Origin of the sequence: Mesorhizobium sp. M0983, from assembly GCF_040318975.1 — a bacterium.
Classification (GTDB): domain Bacteria; phylum Pseudomonadota; class Alphaproteobacteria; order Rhizobiales; family Rhizobiaceae; genus Mesorhizobium.
On sequence record NZ_JAMYNH010000012.1, the window covers coordinates 43,821 to 68,565 of the forward strand.

General features: G+C 62.7%; 22 protein-coding genes. 9 read left to right on the forward strand and 13 right to left on the reverse strand.

All coding sequences use genetic code 11. The annotated features are described in order from the left end of the window. Window positions 1-2 precede the first annotated feature (2 nt). From rnr to rpmG, 6 genes are all read left to right on the forward strand, one after another. Window positions 3-2,309 carry a ribonuclease R gene (rnr, locus tag NKH71_RS21355; RefSeq protein WP_023720103.1) on the forward strand — a complete coding sequence of 769 codons (2,307 nt, stop codon included), beginning with the start codon at window positions 3-5 and terminating at the stop codon, window positions 2,307-2,309. Then, on the forward strand, window positions 2,309-2,761 hold the full coding sequence (locus NKH71_RS21360; protein ID WP_031194322.1) for a DUF983 domain-containing protein: 453 nt from the start codon (window positions 2,309-2,311) through the stop codon (window positions 2,759-2,761). The genes rnr and NKH71_RS21360 overlap by 1 nt, the downstream gene beginning before the upstream one ends. 73 nt (window positions 2,762-2,834) lie before the next feature. Beyond that, window positions 2,835-3,575 carry an NUDIX hydrolase gene (locus NKH71_RS21365; protein WP_352789186.1) on the forward strand — a complete coding sequence of 247 codons (741 nt, stop codon included), beginning with the start codon at window positions 2,835-2,837 and terminating at the stop codon, window positions 3,573-3,575. Between the two features lie 16 nt (window positions 3,576-3,591). Continuing rightward, window positions 3,592-4,767: an MFS transporter gene (locus NKH71_RS21370; RefSeq protein ID WP_023720106.1), complete on the forward strand. Its 1,176-nt coding sequence runs from the start codon at window positions 3,592-3,594 to the stop codon at window positions 4,765-4,767. A gap of 109 nt (window positions 4,768-4,876) precedes the next feature. Continuing rightward, complete coding sequence (locus NKH71_RS21375) at window positions 4,877-5,332, forward strand: YqfO family protein (RefSeq protein WP_023720107.1); 456 nt, start codon at window positions 4,877-4,879, stop codon at window positions 5,330-5,332. 120 nt (window positions 5,333-5,452) lie between these two features. Further along, window positions 5,453-5,620 (forward strand): 50S ribosomal protein L33, encoded by a 168-nt coding sequence (gene rpmG / locus NKH71_RS21380; RefSeq protein WP_006201775.1) that lies wholly within the window; start codon window positions 5,453-5,455, stop codon window positions 5,618-5,620. Between the two features lie 68 nt (window positions 5,621-5,688). Here the strand turns inward: rpmG and NKH71_RS21385 are convergent, their stop codons facing one another. The 8 genes from NKH71_RS21385 to NKH71_RS21420 all read right to left on the reverse strand — a co-directional run bounded on the left by NKH71_RS21385 (window position 5,689) and on the right by NKH71_RS21420 (window position 14,259). Continuing rightward, the gene (locus NKH71_RS21385; RefSeq protein ID WP_352587004.1) at window positions 5,689-6,756 is read right to left on the reverse strand and encodes an ABC transporter ATP-binding protein; all 1,068 of its coding nucleotides are present in this window, start codon (window positions 6,754-6,756) and stop codon (window positions 5,689-5,691) included. A gap of 4 nt (window positions 6,757-6,760) precedes the next feature. Next, entirely contained in the window at window positions 6,761-7,609 is an 849-nt protein-coding gene (locus NKH71_RS21390) for a carbohydrate ABC transporter permease (protein WP_352789182.1), read from the reverse strand. Continuing rightward, the gene (locus tag NKH71_RS21395; RefSeq protein WP_352789180.1) at window positions 7,609-8,532 is read right to left on the reverse strand and encodes a carbohydrate ABC transporter permease; all 924 of its coding nucleotides are present in this window, start codon (window positions 8,530-8,532) and stop codon (window positions 7,609-7,611) included. The genes NKH71_RS21390 and NKH71_RS21395 overlap by 1 nt, the downstream gene beginning before the upstream one ends. A gap of 214 nt (window positions 8,533-8,746) precedes the next feature. Further along, window positions 8,747-10,024, reverse strand: a complete 1,278-nt coding sequence (locus NKH71_RS21400; protein WP_023720111.1) for an ABC transporter substrate-binding protein — start codon at window positions 10,022-10,024, stop codon at window positions 8,747-8,749. A 30-nt stretch (window positions 10,025-10,054) separates the two neighbouring features. After that, the gene (locus NKH71_RS21405; protein WP_352586992.1) at window positions 10,055-11,242 is read right to left on the reverse strand and encodes a PLP-dependent transferase; all 1,188 of its coding nucleotides are present in this window, start codon (window positions 11,240-11,242) and stop codon (window positions 10,055-10,057) included. Beyond that, the gene (locus tag NKH71_RS21410; RefSeq protein WP_352789177.1) at window positions 11,239-11,973 is read right to left on the reverse strand and encodes a FadR/GntR family transcriptional regulator; all 735 of its coding nucleotides are present in this window, start codon (window positions 11,971-11,973) and stop codon (window positions 11,239-11,241) included. The genes NKH71_RS21405 and NKH71_RS21410 overlap by 4 nt, the downstream gene beginning before the upstream one ends. A 462-nt stretch (window positions 11,974-12,435) precedes the next feature. Further along, window positions 12,436-13,809 (reverse strand): PleD family two-component system response regulator, encoded by a 1,374-nt coding sequence (locus NKH71_RS21415; RefSeq protein ID WP_352586987.1) that lies wholly within the window; start codon window positions 13,807-13,809, stop codon window positions 12,436-12,438. Window positions 13,810-13,842: 33 nt separating this feature from the next. Beyond that, entirely contained in the window at window positions 13,843-14,259 is a 417-nt protein-coding gene (locus tag NKH71_RS21420; RefSeq protein WP_348625950.1) for a response regulator, read from the reverse strand. 172 nt (window positions 14,260-14,431) lie between these two features. On the opposite strand from NKH71_RS21420, the gene NKH71_RS21425 reads away from it, so the two are divergent. Continuing rightward, the gene (locus NKH71_RS21425) at window positions 14,432-14,731 is read left to right on the forward strand and encodes a DUF3572 domain-containing protein (protein WP_023720115.1); all 300 of its coding nucleotides are present in this window, start codon (window positions 14,432-14,434) and stop codon (window positions 14,729-14,731) included. A 66-nt stretch (window positions 14,732-14,797) separates the two neighbouring features. Here the strand turns inward: NKH71_RS21425 and NKH71_RS21430 are convergent, their stop codons facing one another. Together NKH71_RS21430 and NKH71_RS21435 are read right to left on the reverse strand one after the other, a co-directional pair. Then, entirely contained in the window at window positions 14,798-16,282 is a 1,485-nt protein-coding gene (locus NKH71_RS21430) for a hypothetical protein (RefSeq protein ID WP_352789174.1), read from the reverse strand. 108 nt (window positions 16,283-16,390) lie between these two features. Further along, window positions 16,391-16,966 carry a GNAT family N-acetyltransferase gene (locus NKH71_RS21435; protein ID WP_352855391.1) on the reverse strand — a complete coding sequence of 192 codons (576 nt, stop codon included), beginning with the start codon at window positions 16,964-16,966 and terminating at the stop codon, window positions 16,391-16,393. Window positions 16,967-17,034: 68 nt separating this feature from the next. On the opposite strand from NKH71_RS21435, the gene NKH71_RS21440 reads away from it, so the two are divergent. Further along, window positions 17,035-18,363, forward strand: a complete 1,329-nt coding sequence (locus tag NKH71_RS21440; RefSeq protein WP_023720118.1) for a DNA polymerase IV — start codon at window positions 17,035-17,037, stop codon at window positions 18,361-18,363. A 5-nt stretch (window positions 18,364-18,368) separates the two neighbouring features. On the opposite strand, the gene NKH71_RS21445 is transcribed toward NKH71_RS21440, so the two are convergent. Continuing rightward, window positions 18,369-18,875 carry a hypothetical protein gene (locus tag NKH71_RS21445; protein ID WP_023720119.1) on the reverse strand — a complete coding sequence of 169 codons (507 nt, stop codon included), beginning with the start codon at window positions 18,873-18,875 and terminating at the stop codon, window positions 18,369-18,371. Between the two features lie 173 nt (window positions 18,876-19,048). Here NKH71_RS21445 and NKH71_RS21450 point away from each other — a divergent pair, with 173 nt between their 5' ends. Next, window positions 19,049-19,930, forward strand: a complete 882-nt coding sequence (locus NKH71_RS21450; protein ID WP_352789264.1) for a DMT family transporter — start codon at window positions 19,049-19,051, stop codon at window positions 19,928-19,930. 8 nt (window positions 19,931-19,938) lie between these two features. Here the strand turns inward: NKH71_RS21450 and NKH71_RS21455 are convergent, their stop codons facing one another. Together NKH71_RS21455 and dnaE are read right to left on the reverse strand one after the other, a co-directional pair. Next, window positions 19,939-20,898, reverse strand: coding sequence for a VOC family protein (locus NKH71_RS21455; protein ID WP_352789168.1), 960 nt, complete (start codon window positions 20,896-20,898; stop codon window positions 19,939-19,941). 100 nt (window positions 20,899-20,998) lie between these two features. Then, window positions 20,999-24,526 (reverse strand): DNA polymerase III subunit alpha, encoded by a 3,528-nt coding sequence (gene dnaE / locus NKH71_RS21460; RefSeq protein ID WP_352814555.1) that lies wholly within the window; start codon window positions 24,524-24,526, stop codon window positions 20,999-21,001. Window positions 24,527-24,745: the final 219 nt, after the last annotated feature.

Sequence of the window (24,745 nt, forward strand, 5' to 3'; positions counted from 1 at the left end):
GGTTGGCGCGCAAAGTCTCCGGAAGAAGCCACGGCGATCTGCGCACCGCCGATACCCGTGCCAAGGTCAGGGACAATTACCGGCCTTCGCGTGACGAGATACTGCGTTACATCGCAGAAAATCCGGACCGCGCCGGAAAACGCGACATCGCCAAGGCGTTCGCGCTGCGCGGCGAAGACCGTATCTGGCTGAAGGACATGTTGCGCGATTTGCAGGACGAAGGCCTGCTGACCAAGGAGCGCAAGCGGCTTGCCCGCGTCGGGGCCCTGCCCCACGTCGCGGTGCTCGACATCTTTAGCCGCGACGCCGACGGCGTGCTGCTGGCGCACCCGACCGAAGCGATCGGCAATGGCGAACCTCCGGTCATAGCGATCCGCGTGTCGCGCGGCGGCAATGGCCCGACGCCTGGCATCGGCGACCGGGTTTTGGCCAAGACCTTTCCAACCGACGATCCGGCAGGCCCGGCCTATACGGGCCGGGTGATGAAGATCTTCGAGAAGCGCACCGATGCGGTTCTCGGCGTTTTCCGTGTGCTGAAGGACGGCACGTTCCGCATCGAGCCGGTGGAAAGGCGCCAGCCGGAGCTGGTCGTCGACAAGGAATTCCAGAACGGCGCCAAGAATGGCGACCTGGTCGAGGTCGAGCCGGCGCGGGCCTCCCGTTACGGGCTGCCGAGAGCCAAGGTGCTGGCGGTATTGGGCTCCTTGACCAGCGAAAAGGCGGTCTCGATGATCGCCATCCACGCGCACGACATTCCGCATATTTTGCCCGCCGACGTCATCGCCGAGGCAGAGGCGGTCAAGCCGGCGACGCTTGCCGGCCGCGAGGATTGGCGCGAGCTGCCGCTGCTCACCATCGATCCGGCCGACGCCAAGGATCATGACGACGCGGTGTTCGCCATGCCCGACACCGACGAGACGAACGCCGGCGGCGTGATCGTCACCGTCGCCATTGCCGATGTCGCCGCCTATGTGCGCTATGGCACGGCGCTCGACCGCGAAGCGCTGAAGCGCGGCAATTCGGTCTATTTCCCCGATCGTGTCGTGCCGATGCTGCCGGAGCGCATCTCGAACGACCTCTGTTCGCTGCGCGAGGCCCAGGATCGTCCGGCGATAGCGGTGCGCATGACTTTCTCGGCTGATGGCCACAAACTCAGGCACTCCTTCCATCGCATCATGATGAAGTCGGCGGCGAAACTCGCGTATCAGCAGGCGCAAGCGGCGATCGACGGCGCACCGGACGACACGACTGGCCCGATCCTCGATGCGGTGCTGAGGCCGCTATGGGACGCTTACGCGATCCTGAAGCGCGGCCGCGACACGCGCCAGCCGCTCGAGCTCGATCTGCCGGAGCGCAAGATCCTGCTCAAGCAGGACGGCACCGTCGACAAGGTCGTCGTGCCGGAGCGGCTCGACGCGCACAAGCTGATCGAAGAGTTCATGATCCAGGCCAATGTCGCCGCCGCCGAGACGCTGGAGGCGAAGCGGCAGGCGCTGGTCTACCGCATCCACGATGCGCCCTCGCTCGCCAAGCAGGAATCGCTGCGCGAATTCCTGCAGACGCTCGGCCTGTCGCTGGCGCGCGGTGCGCAGATGCGGCCGAACCAGTTCAACGGCATCCTCGCTCGCGTGCGCGGCGCCGACAATGAGGGACTGGTCAACGAAGTGGTGCTGCGCTCGCAGAGCCAGGCCGAATATTCGCCTGCCAATATCGGCCATTTCGGCCTCAACCTGAAGCGCTACGCGCATTTCACCTCGCCGATCCGCCGGTATGCCGACCTGATCGTGCATCGTGGGCTGATTGCCGCACTCGGCCTTGGTCCGGGCGGCCTGACGCAGGACGAGGCGGAACGGCTGGAAGAGGTCTCAGCACTGATCTCGGCGACCGAGCGCCGCGCGATGGCCGCCGAGAGAGACACGGTCGACCGGCTGATCGCCGCCTATCTCGCCGAGCGCATCGACGACCGTTTCGACGCCCGCATCTCGGGCGTCACCAAATCGGGACTGTTTGTCCAATTGCCGCAGTACGGCGCGGATGGCTTCATTCCGGTTTCAACGCTGGGCGGCGACTACTATATATACGACGAAACTGCCCGATCGCTTTTCGGAGAACGCACCGGCAAGGGCTATCAGCTTGCCGACCGCGTCGAGGTTCGCCTGATCGAGGTGGCGCCGATGGCCGGCGCGATGCGTTTCGAGATGCTGACCGAACCAAAGCCGCTGCCCGGCTCCAAACGGTCGTTCCACAAGGCCAAAGGCCGCGCCCGGGCGTCGCAATCGCGTACCGGCTCGCGCGGCAGGAGACGGTGATGCCAAAAGAACTGCAGGTGGAAGAACTGGTTTTCGGCGGCGAGCATCACTCCGGCCGGACCGCCCGGCCGCTATGGACGGCAATGAAGCGCGGCATGCTTGGCCGCTGCCCGCATTGCGGCGAGGGAAAGCTGTTTCGCGCCTTCGTCAAGACCGTCGACAAATGCGATCATTGCGACGACGAGCTCCATCACCATCGCGCCGACGATCTGCCGGCCTATCTTGTGGTGGTCATCGTCGGCCACATCGTGCTCGGCGCTTTCATGGGTGTCGAGGCGACCTCGACCCTCTCCACCTGGCAGCACATCGCAATCTGGGTGCCATTGACCATCATTCTAGCCGTCGTCCTGCTGCAGCCGGTCAAGGGCGCTGTCATCGGCCTGCAATGGGCATTTTATATGCACGGCTTTGGTGGCGAAGAAGACCTGATCGAGTCGCATCCCGAGGCTTGAAGCCATCACTGGCGCAATCGGCTATGGATGAAGCCCACTTTCGCATGAGAGAAGATTCCGCTAGGTCGAGCGCATGGACGGCATGACCAAGGCGGAAGTCGACAAGGTTGAGCGAAGCGCAATCGCGCTCGACAGCCAGCCAATACGCCCCCGTGACGCCGCGACGCTGATCCTGCTCGACCGCAAGGACGGTGAGTTGCTGGTGCTGATGGGCCGTCGCCATGCCCGCCACGCCTTCATGCCTGGAAAATTCGTGTTTCCCGGTGGCCGCACCGATCCGGCCGACAGCCGTATCCCCGTAGCCACTGCATTGCACCCTGACGAAGAAGCGAGATTGACCGCGGGCATCGGCCGCACCAGCGCTGCCCGCGCCCGTGCCATTGCTTTGTCGGCGATCCGCGAAACCTATGAGGAGGCCGGGCTGCTGATTGGCCAAAAAGGCGCCTTCGCGACCGCCAAGCGCGACTGGCAGGGCTTGGTCGAACACAGTGTTATTCCATCACTGCAAGCGCTGCGCTTCGTCGCACGCGCCATCACGCCGCCCAACCGGGTGCGCCGCTTCGATACGCGCTTTCTCGCCGCATGGCGCGACGACGTCGCCGTGGAACTGCCGGGTGGCGGTCCGACCAACGAGTTGGAAGACGTCGTTTGGCTGCCGCTGGCCAAGGCCAGTCAAGCCGACGTTCCAGACATCACGCGCACGGTCCTGGAGGAGCTGGAAACGCGGCTCGCCCAGGATCCGCTGCTGAGGCCCGGCGGTCCCGTGCCGTTCTATCGGCTTGTCCGCAATCGCTTCGTCCGCGAAATTCTCTAGAGCAGCCAGGCATTCCATGACAGTCGATACCCAGCCGCAGAGCGAGGAACGCGTACACTGGCTGCCGATGGTCGCGGCGATCTCTTCGATCAGCGTCGTCGGCATCGCCATCGGCCTCGGCATGCCGCTGCTCAGCGTCATCCTGGAAACGCGTGGTCATTCGGCGTCGATGATCGGTCTCAATACCGCGGTCGCCGGCCTCGCCTCGATCGCCGGCGCGCCGCTCGCCACCCCGCTTGCCATGCGGTTCGGGGTCGCCTGGACGATGCTTGCCATGATCGTCGCCGGGGCGCTGGCCTTTGTCGGTTTCCATTTCGCGCCAGCTTTCTGGATGTGGTTTCCGCTGCGCGTCCTGCTGCACGTCGCGCTGACGGTGCTGTTCATCCTCTCAGAATTCTGGATCAGCACCTCGGCGCCGCCACACCGGCGCGGACTGGTCCTCGGCATCTATGCCACCGTGCTGTCTCTCGGCTTTGCCGCCGGGCCATGGCTGTTCGCTCATCTCGGCAGCAGCGGCTTCCTGCCCTTCGGCGTCACCATCGCTTTGGTGACGCTCGCTGCCATACCGGTTCTGGCAGCACGCAACGAGAGCCCGACGATCGTCGCCGACGGCGAAACCAGCAATTTCCTGCGTTATATCTGGCTGGTGCCGACGGCGACCGCGGCCGTGCTGGTGTTCGGTGCGGTCGAGACCGGCGGCTTTGCGCTGTTCCCGGTCTACGGCAACCGCATCGGCTACTCCGAGGCCGACGCAGCTCTTTTGCTCACTATGATCGGGCTCGGCAACGTGCTGTTGCAGATCCCGATCGGCATGATCAGCGACCGCGTCAGCGACCGCCGCTATCTGCTGATGGCCTGTGCCACGGTCGGGCTTGTCGGCACCGTCTTTATGCCGTTCTTCGCGCAGAATTGGCACTTGATGGCAGCGCTTCTGTTCGTCTGGGGCGGCGTGGTCGCCGCCATGTACACGATCGGTCTGGCGCATCTCGGTTCCCAGCTTTCCGGCCACGAACTGGCCTCCGCCAACGCCGCCTTCGTGCTTTGCTACGGTGTCGGCATGGTGCTTGGCCCGCAGGCAATCGGCATCGGCATGGATGCTTTCGGGCCGTCGGGCTTCGGTTGGGCGCTCGGCCTGTTCTTCGCCTGCTATATCGTGCTGGTTGGCACCAGGCTGCTCCGCAAAATCCTCTGAGTGGGCCCGCTGCCGACATTGCTCCCACTGCTGACTAACTACTGACACCACCATGTCAGGAGCGCTCGCGTATATGCTCCCTCAAAGTGCATAAGCAGGGAGACCTCGGATGATCGACAGTGGCTTTGAGACGAAATCGCTGCGGATGGAATTGCTGCTGCTGGTGACCTTTCAGGCACCGGCCGCCGATGTCGACCGCATCATGGAGGCGGTGGTCGCGATCGCGCCGCTCAGAATGGGCAAATATGACAGCAATGCCTTTCAGTCAGCGGACGGCATCGAACGCTACCGGCCGCTTGAAGGTGCCGCCGCCGGCGCCGAGACGGAATTGCGCAGGCGGCCGGGCACTGTCGAGGTGTCGTTCGAACTGCCCGACGACCAGAAGCTCGCCGCTCGCGTCGTCGAAGCGATTTACCAGGTTCACAGTTATCAGGAGCCGGTGATCCGCATTCAGCCGCTGCTTGCCAGCCGCTCCAAGGGTCTCGACGACCGCGCCAACCCGAACCGCTGGTGGAACACGACTGGAGACTGGAAGAAGGCGCTGCCAGTCACGGAAGACGCTTGAACCTGGACAAGGGTTGACTTTCCGGGCGCGTTCTTTATGTGTCGCGGCAAGTTTCCCGCGTCCGGGTGTTTCCCCGTGCTCCAGCGGCCAAAACTCCACGAACATTAACGGACGAACATCATGGCCAAAGCCGCAAACATCAAGATCAAGCTTCTGTCGACCGCCGACACCGGTTTCTTCTACGTGACCAGCAAGAACAGCCGCACCAAGACGGACAAGCTGTCGTTCCGCAAATACGACCCGGTCGCCAAGAAGCACGTCGAGTTCAAGGAAACCAAGATCAAGTAATCCGGTTTTCTCTCGCAGTACCGAAACGCCGCCTTCCGGGCGGCGTTTTTCGTTTCGGGGATGCAGGACTAGCCGATGCGATCACCGCTTGCCGGATCGAACAGATGCAGCGACGCCGGGTCGGCCGACAGGCGCACGGCCTCACCCGGTTTCACACTGGCCCGACCCATGGCGAAGACGCACACCTGCTGGCCGGCAAGCTTGGTGTAGAATTGAGTCGACAGGCCGAGCGGCTCCACTACGCCCACCTCGCCTTTCAGCGCGCCATTGTCGGCAAGCCGGATATGCTCCGGCCGTAAGCCGACGGTGATCGCATCGCCATCCCTGAGCGGCAACCCGTCCGGCAGCCGCAGCTTCTGGCCGTCGGCCAGTACGGCATCCGACTTGGCGGTCTTTTCAACCACGGCAGGCAGGAAATTCATGCCGGGCGAGCCGATGAACCCGGCGACGAACATGTTGACCGGCCGGTCATACAGATCGAGCGGCGCACCGACTTGCTGGACGAGGCCGTCATGCATGACGACGATACGGTCGGCCATTGTCATTGCTTCGATCTGGTCATGGGTGACATAGACCGAAGTGGTCTTCAATTGCTGGTGCAGCGCCTTGATCTCGGCACGCATATGGACGCGCAGCTTGGCATCGAGGTTCGAAAGCGGCTCGTCGAAGAGAAAGACTTTCGGGTCGCGGACGATGGCCCGGCCCATGGCGACGCGCTGACGCTGGCCGCCGGACAATTGCCGCGGCAAGCGTTGCAGAAGCGCATCGAGCCCGAGCCGCTTGGCGGCACCGTCCACCCTTGCATCGATCGCCGGCTTGCCGGCCTTCCTCAGCATCAGGCTGAAACCCATGTTCTTCGACACGTCCATATGCGGATAGAGCGCGTAGGACTGGAATACCATGGCAATGTCGCGGTCCTTTGGCGCGATGTCGTTGACCAGGCGCTCGCCAATATGGATTTCGCCGTCGGAGACCTCCTCCAGCCCGGCGATCATGCGCAGCAGGGTCGATTTCCCGCAGCCGGATGGCCCAACCAGGACGACGAACTCGCCGTCGGCGATTTCGAGATCGACCGCGTGCAGGACGCGCACGGCTCCATAGTCTTTGCGGACTTTGTCGAGAGTGACGGAGGCCATCGATCTATCCCTTGACGGCACCAGCGGTAAGGCCGGTGACGAGGTAGCGTTGCAGGAAGGCAAAGAACATGCAGACCGGGATCAGCGCCAGGATGGAAGCGGCCATCATCTGCCCCCAGTCGACCGCGAATTTGCCGATATAGGTGAGCAGGCCGACCGCGAAGGTCTTCTGGTCGTCGCTGGAAATCAGCATCAGCGCAAACAGCAACTCACTCCAGGCGGCGGTAAAGACGAAGCCGAGCGTCGCGCCCATGCCGGGCAGCGTCAGCGGCACGATCACCTTGCGCATCGCCTGCAGACGCGTGCAGCCGTCGATCATCGCCGCCTCTTCCAGGTCCCGCGGGATGCCGTCGAAGAAGGATTGCATCAGGAAGGTCGCAAAGGCCGTATTGAAGGCGGTGTAGATGATGACGAGCCCGGTCAGGCTGTTGATGAGACCGATCTGCCCCATGATGCGGTAGATCGGCGGAATGACCATCACCAGAGGGAAGGTCTGGGTGAGCAGAAGCAGGATGGCCAGGGTCGCCTTGCCACGGAAGGAAAATCGCGACATGGCGTAGCCGGCCAGCGTGGCAATGACCGTTACGAAGGCTGCCGTCGACACCGAAACGATAACGCTGTTCAGGAAATAGCGCGGGAAATCGGTTGCTTCCAGCACGGTGACGAAGTTCTGCAGCGTCGTTTGCGACGGCCAGAAAGTGATGCCTTCGGAATAGAGCAGCCGCTCCGGCGTGACCGAGATCTTCAACGTCCAGAAGATCGGGAACAGCGCAAAGGCCATATAGGTGGCGATGGCGCCGTAAAGGCCGATGCCGCCGAGAACGCGCGAGGAGACGGAGCGTCCGGCAATCATCAGACGTGCCTCACCAGCGAGCGGCGGATGCCGATCAGTGCAATCGCATAGACGATGAGCAGCGCAAGCAGCAGCACCGCCACCGCGGAGGCATAGCCCTTGTCCAGCGACTTGAACGCGCTGACATAGATATAGACCGGCACTGTGGCGGTCGAACCGGCAGGCCCGCCTTCGGTCATGACGAAGATCAGGTCGGCGAAGGTGGCGATCCATATCGTGCGCAGCATGACGGTGATGACGATGGTCGGCGCCAGGAACGGCAGCGTCACCTTGGTGAAGCGCTGCCACGGCGAGGCGCCGTCGATCGCCGCCGCCTCATGCAATTCCGAGGGTATCGACTTCAACGCCGCCAAAAGCGTGATGGCAAAAAAGGGAATGCCGAACCAGACATTGGCGACGATCGGCCCCCACATGGCTGTCGAGGGATCGGAGAGCACGTTGGTCGGCTCGGCTTTCAGCCCCAATGCATAGAGCCAGTGGGGCAGCGGCCCGATGATCGGATTGAACAGCCAGGCCCAGGTCAGGCCCGAGAGGAAGGACGGCACCGCCCAGGGCAGGAAGACCACCGCCTGCACGATCTTTCTGCCCCGGAACGGCGTGTCGAGCAGCAGCGCCAGGCCAAGGCCGAGGAAGAATTGGAAGAACAGGCTGGCTGCCGTCCACCACAGCGTATTGACAAGCGCCTGCCCGAGCACGGGATCCGACAGCATCGCCTGATACTGCCCAAGCCCGACATATTCGGATTTGAATGCCGAGAACTTGCGGAACGAGTAGCCGATACCGATGACCAGCGGCACCAGGAGCACGACGACCAGCAGCACGATCGCCGGGCTGAGATAGAGCCAGGGTTCGATTGCGGCGTGAGACAGCCGCTTGCGTCGTGGCTTGCCGGCAGGTCGTATTTCGGACACGGCATAGGTCATTGGTGCTGGATTGTCTCCTGAGCAGCGTCGAGGACAGCGCCCTTCTCCCCGTTACGGTGAAAAGATGCCGGTCTACCCTCCGCAGCTGCAGCGCAGCTGCTGCGGAGGACGGGCAGGCAGATGAGAGGCAGCACGAGCCACGACGGGTTGGCGCCGCCCCTCATCCGTCACTTCGTGACACCTTCTCCCCGTGAACGGGGAGAAGGAAGAAAAGCTATTTCTTGTTCTTGGCCAGCCAGTCCTGCTGTTCCTTGGTCAGGAACTTGGCCCATTCGTCGGCCACGTCCTTGGCCGCCTTCTGGCCAAGCAGCACTTCCTGAAAATTCTTGATCGCCACCTGGTCGACGAAATTGCCGAGGTTTTCCAGATGCGTCGGCGGCGTCACCATCTCGTATTTGTCGCCGTTGTTCAGTTCTTCGAACCAGCCCTTGAACTGCTCGGTCCTGAAGTGAGCGTCCTGGTCGGCGCCGTTGTGGATCGGAATGACGCCGACTTCCTTTGCCCATTCCAGATTGTCCTTGGGCGACAACAGCGTCGCCATCAGCTTCCAGGCATCGTCCTTGTGCTGGGAATTGGCGAACATCGCCCAGCCGGCATAACCGAGCGTCGGATAGGATTTGCCGCTCGGCCCGACCGGCATCGGCGCCACGGCGAAGTCGTCGGCGCTCATCTTGTCGGCGATGCCGAGCAGCGCGTCGGGATCCTGGTTCAGCATGGCGCAGGTGCCACTATAGAAGCCGGTGACGGTCTCGTTAAAACCCCAGCTCACCGCATCTTTCGGCGCCAGGCCATTCTTGTACATGTCGGCGAGCATCTGCAGGCCCTTGACCGAGCCTTCCTCGTTGATGGTCGAGGTGCCGTCCTCGTTGAAATAGCCGCCCTTACCCGCGGCAATGTTCATGAACATGTGCATGCCGTTGAAGGCGCCCGGGCCACCGCGCAGGCAGTAGCCGTATTTGCCCGGTATCGCCGAGATCTTCTTGGAGTCCTCGACGAATTCGTCGAGCGTCGACGGCGGACCGTCCAGGCCGGCCTCCTTGAACAGCTTCTTGTTCCAGAACAGCGCGTTCAGGTAATAGCCGTAAGGGATCATGTACTGCTTGTTGTCGACCGTCGAGCCGAACTGCTTGGCGCGCTCGCCCAGCGTTTTGGCATCGTCCCATTTGGCCATGTATGGCCCGAGGTCCTCGAGCTGGCCGTTGGTCGCGTAGAGGCCCATCCAGCGTTCCGGCATCTCGACGATGTCGGGCGTGTCGCCGGCCTGCACCATGGTGAGGAACTTCTCGAACGCCTGGCCCCAAGGCAGCGATACGAGCTCGACCTTGACGCCCGGATTGGCCGTCTCGAACTCGGCGATTTGCTTCTTGAGGAATTCGGTACGCGGCGGGCTGGTAATGACCTCGACCATCTTGATGGTGGAATCGGCCAGCACGCTGCCGGCGGAAATCGCGAGACCCGCGACGGCACCAAGAAGGATGCTCAGTTTTTTCATGTTCAGCACTCCCATTTTGAACGGCTCCTTTTATCTTTTTGCTCTGTCGAAGGCCTGGGCGACATCCGCCCACAGGTCTTCGACACTTTCCAATCCGACACTGAAGCGGATGGTTCGCGGGCTGACGCCGAAGCGCGCCATCGAATTCAGGCCCGGCGTCTGCTCGAGCGAGGCCTTTGCCGGAACGACCAGGCTCTCATGGCCGCCCCAGCTGACGCCGATGCGAAAGAGTTTCAGCGCATCGACGAAAGCCGGGATGTCGACGTCTTCCGTCACTTCGAATGAGAACAGCCCGGCATAGCCGGCAAGCGTCGCCTTGCCTGGATGGTTGGAATAGGCCGGGTGGTTGACCCGCTCGACATGGCCATGCGCCTTCAGCCGCTCGGCGATGGTCAGCCCGCTCTTCATGTGGTGCGGCAACCGCAGCGGCAATGTGCGCAGCCCGCGCAGCAACAGCCAGGCCTCGAAAGGCGAAAGCTTGCCGCCGAGATAGGAATAGGTCTGCTCGTTGATGTGTCGGATATGGGCGGCCGAACCGGCCACCACGCCGGCGACTGTGTCGCTGTGGCCGCCGAGATATTTCGAGGCAGAATGCAGCACCAGGTCGACACCGTGTGAAATCGGCTTCTGGAACACCGGCGTCGCCCAGGAATTGTCGATCGAGGTGATGATGCCCTGCTCTTTGGCCAGCCGCGCCAGATGCGTTACGTCCTGGAGCTCGAACATCATCGACGTCGGGCTTTCCAGGTAGAGCAGCTTGGCGCCGGGAAGTGCTGCGGCGACCGCGTCCGGATCGGAACCGTCGACGTAGTCGACCTTGATGTTGAGCCGAGGCAACAGCCGTTCGAACAGCCGGTAGGCATCGCCGTAGCAGTTGCGCACGACGACCATTCGCTCGCCGGCACTGACGAAAGCAAGCACCGTGGCGCTGATCGCTGCCATGCCGCTGGAAAAGCCGCGCGCGGCTTGCGCGCCTTCGAGGGCGGCGACACGCGCCTCGAACTCCATCACCGTCGGGTTGTCACCGCGCGAATAGATCGGCTGGCGTCGCCTGCCGGCGAATGTGTCGGCCATCTCGGCATAATTGGCGAAGGTGAAGAGCGAAGTCTGGTAGATCGGCGGCACCACCGCACCGCCGGGAAAAGGCTCGTCATGGGCGAGAAGCGTCGCAGCCTCGGCGAGATAGTCGTTTTCGAAACCGGCGGGATGGTCGTTCATTTCTGGCCTGAGAGTTTGAGTTTGGCCGCACCGCGTTTCAGATCGTCCTCGACGGTGGCGATCAGCTTCAGCGCCTCGGCCCGGGCTCCCTCCGGATCGTGCGCGGCGATGCGTTCGTAGATGGTGCGGTGGTAAGGAAAGCTGGCGTGGCCGAAGTCGCGCACGCCGAGCGGATGTTCCCAGAAACGGTGGAACAGCTCGTGCATGGCGGCGATGATCTGCTCGAACAGCGGATTGCCGGAAGCGCGGTAGATCGACTGGTGGAATTCCCAGTCCTCCTCCGCCGACATGCCGGCGCGCGTGTGGAAGGCCTGCTCCATAATGTCGAGCTTGCGCCCGATCTCGACGAGATCTGCCTGGCCGGCGCGAACGGCGCAAAGGGCGGCTGCTTCCGCCTCCAGCGCGCGGCGGATTTCCAGCGTCTGCATCAGGCTGGTGAAATCATTGCCGCCGGCCAGCGTCAGCGGCATGTGCAGCATGTCCAGCGACACCACTCCCTTGAGATAAGTGCCGCTGCCTTGCCGCCGCTCGACCAGGCCGAGCCCTTCCCAGCGCGTCAGCGCCTCGCGCACGGTGTTGCGGCTCACCTTGAGGCGCTCGGCAAGGATGCGTTCGGTCGGCAGTCTCTGGCCGGGCCCGAGGGCTTCCCGCATCACAAAGCCGGCCAGGGCCTTGAGCACCGCGTCGTCGCGAGCAGTTGCCTGTATGGGCGAAAGGCCGAATTCGGTCATGCCAACGGGTCACCAAAAAATGGCTCAATGGTCCAACCAATTTCTGCATAGAAGACAGAACTCTGTCAATCGGCTGCAGGCACATGCGTACCCCCAGCGTGCTGATCAAAAGGCGGCCTACCTGCCACGACAAAAAGCCAGCATTTTCTGGATGCTGACGCAGAGTCCTGATGTGTTTTGAAATTGGGGGCCGGCCGGCGTTTGGCAGCGGTACGAGGAGGCCACTATGTGCCAGCGCCGGCCGGCCGACCCCACGGACCCAGGAGATGCGGCGGACCTGAGCATCATGGGGTATTCTTCGGGTCGAACCGGCGATCTAGCCTCGTGCCGGTTACGTCTAAGGGCTGCACATTTGCGCACCAACTTATGAAAATCAACAGTTTCTTAACCAAGCCTCGCAAATCGCTTGGATTAAGGTAAATTCGTAACCTTGTCGCGTTGACTGGCTAATTGGTGTCCGGGCTATGCCGCCTTGGCGACGACGCGATTGCGGCCGCCGCTCTTGGCCTCGTAGAGCGCGAGGTCGGCGCGTTTCATTAGCGCCGCGACCGTGTCCACCCCTTTCAGCACCGACGACACGCCGACACTGACGGTGACTTCGATGGCCTTTCCTTCTGCGCCGACGGCAAACGGCAGTTGGGCGATTTCGGCGCGAATGCGCTCGGCGACCTTTTCGGCTACCGCACCGTCCGTGTCGGGCATCACCACGACGAACTCCTCGCCACCGAAGCGGCAGGCAAGGTCGATGCCGCGCACATTCTTGCGCAACCGCCGGGCGAATTCGCGCAGCACGTCATCGCCGCCGTCATGGCCATGCGCATCGTTGATGGTCTTGAAGCGGTCCAGATCGGTGATCATCACCGACAGCGGCCGGCGCCGTGCCACGGCGCGGTCGAACAGCGTCTGCAGATGGCTGTCGAGATAGCGGCGGTTGTGCAGGCCGGTCAGGGCATCGGTCACCGCCATCTCGATGGTCTGGGTGACGCTGGCGCGAAGCTGGTCGTTGTAGCGCTTGCGGCGCACCTGCGTGCGCAGCCGCGCGGTCAGCTCCTGCTGGTCGATCGGCCGCATCAGATAGTCGTTGATGCCGAGTTCGAGGCCGCGGATGATGCGCCCCTCCTCGCCCTCGTCCGCCAGAAGGATGATTGGCAGGAAACGGGTGCGATCGAGCGAGCGCAATTGCGAGCAGAGCCTCAGCGGGTCGAAATCGGCGAAGGCCGTCGAAATCATCACGCATTCGTAGGGCAACTCGGCAGCCTGAAAGAAACCGGCATGCGGATCGGTGGCGACGTCGAGATCGGCACTGCCGCGCAGCATCTTCTGGATGCGCTCGAAGGAGGATTTGCGCTCATCGACCAGCAGCACCTTCGGCACCGCGTCGTCGGCCGCGAAGTTGCGGCTCAAAAGCTCCTCGATGCCGATATTGCGCGTCGTCGAGGCGCGCAGCCGCAGCTCGTCTGTCAGCGACTTCAGCCTGACCAGGCTCTTGACGCGCGTCATCAGCTGCAGATCGTTGACCGGCTTGGTCAAAAAATCGTCGGCGCCGGCCTCGAGGCCGCGCACCCGGTCCGAAACCTGGTCGAGCGCGGTGATCATCACGACCGGGATGTGCGATGTCGCCGGATCACCCTTCAGCCGCCGGCAGACCTCGAACCCGTCCATATCGGGCATCATCACGTCGAGCAGCACGACGTCGACCTTGCCGTTCTCGCAGATCTCGATCGCATCCGGCCCGTTGGTGGCGGTCAGAACCTCGAAATATTCGGCGAGCAGCCGAACCTCCAGCAGCCTGACATTGGCTGGGATATCGTCGACGACCAGGATCCGCGCGGTCATGTCACAAAGCTCCGGCTCGGCTGGAAAGATACATCAGGCATCGCCCAGGTAGGATTTGATGGTTTCGATGAAACGCGGCACCGAGATCGGCTTGGAAATATACGCCTCGCAGCCGCCCTGGCGGATGCGCTCCTCGTCGCCCTTCATCGCGAAGGCGGTGACGGCAATGACCGGGATGACGTGGAGATCATCGTCCTCCTTCAACCATTTGGTCACCTCGAGGCCGGACACTTCGGGCAACTGGATGTCCATCAGGATGAGGTCCGGCCTGTGCTGCCGCGCCAGATCCAGCGCTTCCAGGCCGTTGCGTGTACGCACAGTCTCGTAGCCGCTCGCTTCGATCAGGTCGCGAAAGAGCTTCATGTTGAGCTCGTTGTCCTCGACGATCATAACCTTTTTAGGCATCGATTTCCCGTCCCGGCTGGCCTTCCACTCGAAGGGTGCCGTCATGCGCCCCTTGTCGGCACGCACCAAACCTGTTCCCACTATACGGCAATATGATTGACGAAACGGAAACCGGCCGCCGGAAAAGCGTTCGGATTCCAGGTCGGCGAGCTTGCTGCCGGCAACACTTGCCACTACTGCGAAAACAGAACGATTCCCCCACGAAGGAAAAGTAGCGATGGCAAACGCAGCGTCAATGCGCGAGGAAGCCGAAACCATTGCCGTAAAGGCGTTGGGCTTCGTCGCCGCCGATCCGGAACTTCTGCCCCGCTTCCTGGCGATCACCGGCATCGAGGCCCATTCCATCCGCCGGGCGGCCGGCGAGCCGGGTTTCCTGGCCGGCGTGCTGCAGTTCATCCTCGCCCACGAGCCGACGCTGATGCGTTTTTCGGAGGAAACCGGCACGCCGCCGGCCGCAGTGGGCAAGGCGTTGCGGGCACTGCCGCTCGGCGACGACAATCATGAGCATTCGACATAAGCCACGATGCCGAGACTGCGGGCAGATCGAAGAGCCTTCCGCAGACGATGGGCCACTGCTGGTGCTTTATGGCGTTGCCTCTTCCCCACTGTTGTCCGTCCCAACGGGGTCGGCCGGCTTCAGCATGGCGCCGTTGACCGTCACCGAACCGTCGGCTTTGGTGTTGATCACCCATTCAAGCCGGCCGTCCGGCAGCGTCTTGCCAAACCCTTTGATCGCCAGCGCGCCGGTAAAATACTGCGCGGCCTGCGGGTCCGTCTTCGCCGCCGTCTGCAAGGTCTCCACGATCTTGTCGTAGCCGGTGATGTCGATTGTCACGTCCGCACGCGGCTTCTTGCCGGGGAAGGTCATCTCGCCTTCCATCGCAATCTCGATGTTGCCGTTCTTGATCGTGCTGTGTCCGAGAATGGCCTTTGGCGTCTTGGCCAGGAAATCGGCGGAGATCTGGTTGCCGAAATCTGCCGGCAGCGGTGGATCCTTGCTGAAATCAAGGGTTTCGATGGTTTTCTTCGCCATGCTGTCCAGATCGATGTTGGCGCCGCCGAAGTTGAGGTCGATATCCGTCGGCAGCAACGCAACGCTCCAGCTGGGCAGCACCTGCTGCGGTATTGTCAGGCCGGAAACCTTGAACGCGTAGTTGATCTTGCCTTCCTTGGCGATGCCGTCCATGCCGACAGCGGTATTCAGTTGCGTCGCACCGAACTTGCCGACCGGACTCTCCACCACAAGGTCCTTGAAGCCGTAGGTGCCGTCGATCCGCTCCCACAACGGCAGTGCTGCCGTCAGAAGCGATTTGAACTCCGCCCCATCCGCCTTGAATTTGGCTGCATCATCAGTCGCCACGATGAAAGCAAGCAGGTCGAGCAGCGGCTTTGTCCGCAAACCCTTGCCGGCCGCATCCACAGAAAGTTCAGGCGCTTTTACAGCAGCCGGAAAACTCAACCCACTTTTGGGATCGTTGACTTTGATCGTTTCGGCGAAGTTCGTTATTTTTTCCGTCACCGTGAAATCGACGCCGCCGTTTGCGGATTTGGTCGAAACTATTACGGCAGTGCCAGGACCGACCGTGACATCCGCCTGCTGCTTGGGCTCTCGGGTGGTCATCGTCATGCCAGCCATCGAACCGGTTGCGCTCGCGAAAGCGGCCAGGTCGGGGTCATAAACTCCGGTGAACTTGTTGTCCGACACGGAGAAGTCGATGTGCTGCGCCCCCTCAGGGCCAACGAAATCGATAGACCCCTTCGGGGACACGTCCGCCGAAACGTCCCAGTGTCCATCTTTGCGCGGCTTGACCAAGATGAAGTAAGGCGTGATGTCGAACTTGAAGGCTTGCTGCTTTGCCATCAAATCCGTGACTGGCTTGAAGTCGAATGCGAGCTTGTAGGCATCGCCGTCGACTGAAATTTTCACGAACCCGATATCGAACAGCTTCTTTCCGATATAGCGCGCCAGATCGTCGGAAAGCTGCTTCGCCCCTTGCCTGTCGACCGCTTGGCCGAAGGCCGGTCCGCTGCAGGCAAGCAGTAAAACAAGTGGCAAAACGCGCTTCATGTCGATCCTCACTTATTCGCGGCCGTCAAACCGTTTCTATCACTGGTAGGGAATTACCATCACAACCGCAAGGCGAGCCGGACGGATCGATGTCGCCCGCGGCATTGCCTAAAGCACCAGCCGCACCAGCGGCCGGCCCGGCTTGCGCTCGACCAATCGCTGGAACCCGGCCTTTTCGAAGACCCGCGACGAGCCGACGAACAGCCCGATCGAGCGCGAATCCTTCGATAGATCGATCGGGCAGGCCTCGATCAGCCGGGCACCATTTTCCCGTGCGAAGTCGATGCCGCCTGTGACCAGGCGGTGCGACAGGCCCCTGCCGCGTGCCTTGGCGCGGATGAAAAAGCAGGAGATCGCCCAGACGCCGGGATCGGTGGCATCGGCGGGGTCGAGCGGCGCCGACCCCCTGCCCTGGTTGTTCCATTCGGGCACGTCGGCGCGCGGGCCGATCTGCATCCAGCCGACTGCCCGGCCGTCCTCGAAGGCCAGCAGGCCGGGCGGCGGCCCGGCCTCGATCCGCGCCTTGATATGATCCTTGTTGCGCTCCCGGTCGCTCGCGCGGCGCGCTGCCGGCGACAGCCGGAAATGTGTGCACCAGCAGCCGTAGCAGGCGCCTTGCTTACCGAAAAGATCTTCGAAATCCGCCCAAAGCTCGGGCACTAGCGGCGCTATGGTCGTATTCATGAGCTCTCTCCCGGCCCACCGCCTTGTCGTGGCGTCCGTCCTGACGTACCATTGCATTTGTTCTCTTTATGTTCGCAGCGATGGCGGCCCCTGTCAACAATCCCGAACACGGTTTTTGCCGCGACTGCCTGAATTTTCAGCGCAGCGAGGCACGCCGTTGCGAGCGCTGCGGCAGTCCGCGGCTTGCGCGCCATCCCGAGCTTTACCGGCTGCGCCTTGCCCATATCGATTGCGACGCGTTCTACGCGGCGGTCGAAAAGCGCGACAACCCGGCATTGAAGGACCGGCCGTTGATCATCGGCGGCGGCAAGCGCGGCGTCGTCTCCACCGCCTGCTATATCGCCCGCATCCATGGCGTGCGCTCGGCAATGCCGATGTTCAAGGCGCTCGAAGCCTGCCCGGACGCGGTGGTCCTCCCGCCGGACATGGAAAAATACGTCCGCGTCGGCCGCGAGGTGCGCGCCATGATGCAGGCGCTGACGCCGCTGGTCGAGCCGCTCTCGATCGATGAGGCCTTCCTCGACCTCGCCGGCACCGAGCGCCTGCATGGCCTGCCGCCTGCGGTGGTGCTGGCGCGCTTCGCTCTCAGCGTCGAAAAGGAGATCGGCATCACCGTTTCGGCAGGCCTGTCCTATTGCAAGTTCCTGGCCAAGGTGGCCTCGGACTTCCGCAAGCCGCGCGGCTTTTCGGTGATCGGCGAGGCCGAGGCTATCGGCTTCCTGGCCGAGCAGCCGGTGACGCTGATCTGGGGCGTCGGCAAGGCCTTTGCCGCCACGCTCGAGCGCGACGGCATCCGCACCATCGGCCAGCTGCAGCGCATGGAACGCGGCGACCTGATGCGCCGCTATGGCGTCATGGGCGACCGGCTCTACCGGCTTTCGCGCGGCGAGGACGACCGCCGCGTCGTTCCCGACCAGGACGCGAAAAGCGTCTCGGCGGAAACCACTTTCGACACCGACATCGCCTCCGTCGAGGAACTGGTTTCGGTGCTGAGGGCGCTGGCGGAGAAAGTCTCGGCCCGGCTGAAAAAATCCGGCATTGCCGGACGCACCGTCGTCCTCAAGCTGAAGACCCAGGATTTCAAGATCCGCACGCGCAATCGCCAGCTCGGCGATCCGACCCGGCTGGCCGACCGCATCTTTCAGACCGGGCTCGAGCTGCTACGCAAGGAAGCGGATGGCACGAAATACCGGCTGCTCGGCATTGGCGTCAGCGATCTCTCCGACGATGACCGGGCGGACCCGCCCGACCTGGTCGACGTCAAGTCACGCAAGCGCGCCATGGCCGAAGGCGCCATCGACACGCTGCGCGGCAAGTTCGGCCGCAGGGCGGTGGAAACCGGCTATACCTTCGGCAAGGGCCGTGATGCGCACCCGCCCGAACCGATCGAGGAGTGATAGTGCTAAGTGCGCCGCAGATCGATCCGGCTGGTAATCACGCGCTCGCCGGTTTTCGGGTCGACGTCGATAACGGTCAGCCGCATGCCGTCCTCGCCATTCTTCTCGACCGTCATTTGCGCCTTGCGATCGCCATTGACCTCCTTGGCCCAGCGGATGCCGAGATTGATTGCGTTGCCTTTTCGGCTGCCGCTCAATTGCGCCGGCCCGGTGCGCGATCCGACATAGGTGCCGCTGTATTTCGTCCCGCTGGACCTGAGGTCCGCGCTGATGTCGCGCGTCACCAAGATAAGACCGCGGCAGCTGCCGTCGAGCGACAATGAGTTCGACGTCGCGTCGGAATTGAAGTGACAGGAGACATTCACCGTCGGCGCATCGGTGGTGACCTTGACGATGCCCTTGCCGGCGAAATTCCCCTGGAATGAGCGAAGAAAATCCGGATCGTCGGCATGCGCTGCGCCGGCCCCGGCCGCCAGGCAGCCGGCAAGTACAAATCGTGCGAGTGATTTCATCGGACCGCTCCTCGTTGGTATCCAAACACAGCACGCAAACACTGAGGGACCAACGCTTCCCTCAGCGGCGGGTTCCGGCTTCAACATCACTGTTTGCAACGCTTCACGGCTGGCCCAGTCAAATGCGTCGGCTAGCGGTTGCGATGAAAGCGCCGGCTTGCGACATAGCGCGCATGGTACCCGCACCCTCGATCCCCAAGGCCGCGTTCTGGATGGCGCTGTCGATCGCCTCGTTCCTGGCGATGTCGGTCGCCGGCCGGGCCACGACGGCAGAGCTCAACGTCTTCCAGGTGCTCGAGCTGCGCTCGGTGATCGGCTTTTTCATCCTGCTGCCGCTGGTCATGATGTCAGGCGGTTTTGCGGCGATGCGCACCGGGCGTCCGCTGGCCCATATCGCCCGCAACGTCGTCCACTATACCGGCCAGGCTGCCTGGCTTTACGCCCTGACGCTGATCCCGCTTGCGGTGCTGATCTCGATCGAATTCACCACGCCGATCTGGACCGCCCTGCTGGCGGTCGTTTTCCTCGGCGAAAGGCTCTCCCGGCCACGGCTTGCGGCAATCGTGCTGGGGCTGATCGGCGTGGTGATCATCGTGCGTCCGGGCGTCGGCGCGGCCAATCCGGGGCAGGTTATCGTGCTGGGAGCCGCGGTCTGCTTCGGCGTCTCGGTGGTCCTCGTCAAGTCGCTGACGCGGACGGACAGCGTCGTGCGCATCATCTTCTGGATGCTGATCATCCAGTCGGTGCTTGGCCTCGTCCCGGCGCTGTACGAATGGCGCAACCCGCCGCTCGAGCTCTGGCCGTGGATCCTGCTGATCGCGTTTACCGGCATGTCGTCGCATTTCTGCATGGCCCGCGCACTTGTCTATGCCGATGCGACGGTCATCTCGCCAATGGACTTTTTGCGCGTGCCGTTGTCGGCGGTGATCGGATGGCTGCTCTATCACGAGCAGATCGACGCCTTCACTGCCGGCGGCGCCCTGCTGATCCTGCTCGGCAATCTGCTCAATCTGCAGCGCTCGACGACAAAACCGGCCGAAGTTGCGGCTTTGTAGCCTCGCGTTCAGACGTTGTCAGTGGTGCTCGCGGAGCTGTCGCTAGGGGCTCCATCTTTCTTCAACGCAATGCGCAGCTGATTGCCGTCCGGATCGCTTGAAAGGATTGCTTTCCCATCACTCTTCCAAGGAATATTGGCCGCGTTCAAACGTCGGGTCACACCGTCGAGCGCATCCTTCGTCGGCACTTCAATCAGGAATTGCTCAAGTCCGGCCGTATCCGGCGTGGTGCGGGTCGCGTCGGGGCCCGCCCAAGTGTTGTATGCCACGATGTGACGCCGTGAAGGCGTTCCGGCATCATACATGCCGAAGCGCGGCGCGCATATCCAAGCCTCGAAGCCGAGTATATCAGCATAAAAGGACGTGGTCTTCTTTGGATCAGCGATGTGAAGATGAATATGGCCCACGTAGGTCCCGACAGGGAGAGGATCGTGCAGCGACGTATCTCCCTTGAGTTCTCCAAGCAGCTCTTCGATTCGCAAGGGCTCAAGGCCGGAATGCGTCGACCCGTCCGCTGCGACCGCCCGGACTCCTCCATCGATATTTTCGAACCGTCCGCGATGGAACGTTTCGAAAGTGAGTTCGATTCCGTTGCCGTCAGGATCGGCGAGGTAGATCGATTCGGTCGCAAGATGGTCCGAGGCCGAATGCTTATAGCCGGCTGCACCAAGTCGCGCCGCCGCACGCGCAAACTCCTTGCGGGAAGGAATGTGGATGGCGACGTGATATAAACCCAGGCTTTTTGTCTGAAGGCGTTGTTGCGCAGAAGCATGGAGCACGACAAGCAACCGCCCACCAGCGCCCAATTCTACCTTTCCCTTTTCCTTTGCAAGAACGGAAAGTCCGACAATATCCCGCCACACATCCAAGGCGCGATCAATATCGGTGACGCGTAGATCAACGGCTCCCAATCCGGTGCCGTCAGGGAGCTGACCGAAAGGTTTTCCGTCCCCAGCAGATGTCTGCATTTCGATATGCGTCTAAAACGTGAAAGGACGGAGTTCACGAGGAGCGCTATACTTGCTGTGCGGTGCGATCCAAAGTCAAGTGTTGGCGCGAATTTCCTGACTACACCAGTTCCACCTCGACCACGCCCGGCACCGCCCGCATCGCCGACGCGATCTGCGGCGATACGCGGTAGCGGTTGGGCAACTCGATCTCGACCTCGCCCTCGCCGCCTTCCTTGATGACGATGATGCTCACCTGACTGTCGCCACGCTGGCCAAGCTGCGATTGGATTGTCGATGCCGGTGCGTCATTTCTGACGAAGATGCGCAGCGCTTTCTGGATGCGGCTTGCCTCGTCCTCCAGCGACTGCACGGTCTGGATGCGCAGATTGACGCCTTCCGGCCTGTCCTCGGCCGAAACGGTGATCACCACCGAGCGGCCGGGTTCGAGCAGGTCGCGGTATTGTGCCAGCCCCTCCGAAAACAGCACCGCTTCATACTGGCCCGACGTGTCGGAAAACTGCACGACGCCCATCTTGTTGCCGGTGCGCGTCTTGCGTTCCTGCTTGGTGGTGACGGTACCGGCGAGCCGGCCGGCGGCAGCACCGCGTTTGACGGCGGCCGAAAACTCGCCCCAGGTCTGCACCCGCATTTTCTGCAGCGCCGCCTTGTATTCATCGAGCGGATGCGCCGAGAGATAGAATCCAACCACCTGGAATTCGCGATGCAGGCGATCGGCGGCGAGCCAGGGGTCGGTCGCCGGCAGGTTGAGTGCCCGCGACTGTGCGCCAAGCGAAGCGCCAAAAATGTCATGCTGGCCGGTGACGGCATTCTGCTGCGCCAGCGATGCCAGCCCCATCATCCGCTCGACGCCGGCCATCATCGCCGCGCGGTCGTGGCCGAAGCAGTCGAGCGCGCCAGCCATGATCAGGCTTTCGAAGACGCGCTTGCCGACGATCTTCGGATCTACCCTTTCGCAGAAATCGGCGAGGCTCTTGAACGGCTTTTCGCCGCGCGTGGCGACGATGTGCTCGACCGCCGCGTCGCCGACGCCCTTGAGCGCGGCCAGCGAATAGAAGATGCGGTTCTCGCCGACCTCGAAATCCCGGAACGACGTCATCACCGATGGCGCCACCACTTCGATGCCGAGACGCAGCGCATCCTGGCGGAAATCGGCGAGCTTGTCCGTATTGCCCATGTCGAGCGTCATCGATGCGGCCAGGAATTCGACCGGGTAATGCGCCTTCAGATAGGCGGTCTGGTACGACACGACGGCATAGGCGGCAGCATGCGATTTGTTGAAACCATAGTCGGCGAACTTTGCCAGCAGGTCGAAAATGAAGTCGGCTTGCGGCTTGCCGACGCCACGCTCGACCGCACCGGAAACAAAGCGCTCGCGCTGCTTGTCCATCTCGGCGCGGATCTTCTTGCCCATGGCGCGGCGCAGCAGATCGGCTTCGCCCAGCGAATAGCCGGAAAGCTCCTGCGCGATCTGCATCACCTGTTCCTGGTAGACGATGACGCCTTGCGTCTCCTTGACGAGATGGTCGATCTTCGGGTGGATCGACGCCATCTCCTCCTCGCCATGCTTTCTGGCGTTGTAGGTCGGGATGTTCTCCATCGGCCCCGGCCGGTAGAGCGCGACCAGCGCGATGATGTCCTCGATACAGTCGGGCCGCATGCCGATCAGCGCCTTGCGCATGCCGGCACTTTCCACTTGGAACACGCCGACCACCTCGCCGCGCGACAGCATGGCGTAGGTTTCCGGGTCGTCGAGCGGAATGTGGGCGAGATCGATCTCGATGCCGCGGCGGCGGATCAGCTTGACCGCCCTGTCCAGCACGGTCAGCGTCTTCAGCCCAAGGAAGTCGAATTTCACCAGCCCGGCCTGCTCGACATACTTCATGTTGAACTGTGTGACCGGCATGTCCGAGCGCGGATCGCGGTACATCGGCACCAGTTCCCACAGCGGCCGGTCGCCGATAACGATACCGGCGGCGTGCGTCGAGGCGTGGCGGTAGAGACCTTCCAGCTTCTGCGCCGTGTCGAGCAGCGTTTGCACGATCGGCTCCCGCTCGGCCTCTTCGGCAAAGCGCGGCTCGTTGGCGATGGCGTCGGCGAGCTTGACCGGATTGGCCGGGTTCGACGGCACCATCTTGCTCAGCTTGTCGACCTGGCCGTAAGGCATCTGCAGCACGCGGCCGACGTCGCGCAGCACCGCGCGCGCCTGTAGTGTGCCGAAGGTGATGATCTGGCCGACCTGGTCGCGGCCGTATTTCTGCTGGACGTAACGGATGACCTCCTCGCGCCGGTCCTGGCAGAAGTCGATGTCGAAGTCGGGCATCGACACGCGATCGGGATTGAGGAAGCGCTCGAACAGCAGCGAAAAGCGCAGCGGATCGATGTCGGTGATGGTCGTCGAATACGCAACCAGCGAGCCGGCGCCCGAACCGCGGCCCGGGCCGACCGGAATGCCTTGTGCCTTGGCCCATTTGATGAAGTCGGCAACGATCAGGAAATAGCCCGGATATTTCATCTTCTCGATGACCCCGAGCTCGAAATCCAGTCTTTCGCGATACTGGTCGGCCGTGTAGCCGGGTGTGAGCCCATGCGCCGCCAGCCGCGCGTCCAGCCCTTCATGCGCCTGCCGGGCAAGCTCCTGCGCCTCCGCTTTAACCGCCGCTTCGGCGTCGGCGACATCGCGGCCGGCAAAGCGCGGCAGGATCGGGTTGCGGGTCTTCGGATAGTAGGAGCAGCGCAGCGCGATCTCGACGGTGTTGTCGATTGCTTCCGGCAGGTCGGCGAACAGCCTCGCCATATCGGCCTGGCTTCTCAGGAAGTGGTCGGGCGAAAGGCGGCGGCGATTGTCGGCCGCAACCACGGAGCCTTCGGCGATGGCGATCAGCGCGTCATGCGCCTCATAGTCTTCACGAGAAAAGAAAAACGCCTCGTTGGTGGCAACCAGCGGCAGATCGTGGCGGTAGGCGAGGTCGACCGACGACTGCTCGATCGTGCGGTCGTAGCCGGACACGCGCTCCAGCTCGACATAGAGCCGGTCGCCGAACAGGCCCTTGAGCGCCAGGAGCCGGGTCTCGGCGAGTTCGCGGCGGTCCTCTTTCAAGGCATTGCCGATCGGGCCTCGCGGCCCGCCCGTAAGGCAGATCAGACCGTCGGAGTGGCCCTGCAGCATCTCGGTCGTCAGATGCACCGCTTCGCCGGGCGGTGTCTCGAGGTAGACGCGGCTGACCAGCCTGACCAGATTGCCGTAGCCGGCCTCGGTTGCGGCGATCAGTACGACGGGCCGCATCTCCGGTCCTTGCCGCCTGCGGTCGCGCTGGCTGTCGCTCGCCTCGCCGGAAAAGGCGAGGTCGATCTGGCAGCCGATGATCGGCTGGATGCCGTCCTTCACGGCTTTCTGGGCGAATTCCAGCGCGCCGAACAGATTGTTGGTGTCGGTGACGGCGATTGCCGGGCACTCGTCCTGCACCGCATGGCCGACGATCTTGCCGAGCTGCAAGGCGCCTTCGAGCAGAGAATAGGCCGAATGCACGCGCAGATGAATGAACCGACGCGCCGCCTGCTCCGCCCGCGACGCCTTCGCATAGGCCTCGCGCAGCAAGGGATCGCGTGGAAGTCTCTCATCCGCCATGGTTTTTTCGCGCCGCCTCACAAGGACTCAGTCGATGAAGATGTATTGTCCGGCACCGGGTAACACGAGTCCAGCGGAAGCGATTGGAGCTTTGTGAGTTTAGAGCAACCGCCGAACCTGCCAATCTCCCCCCTCGTGGGGGAGATGTCCGGCAGGACAGAGAGGGGCGCTGTCCCGCCGACGTCAGGCCTGAAAACAAAAAACCCGCCACAGCGGGCG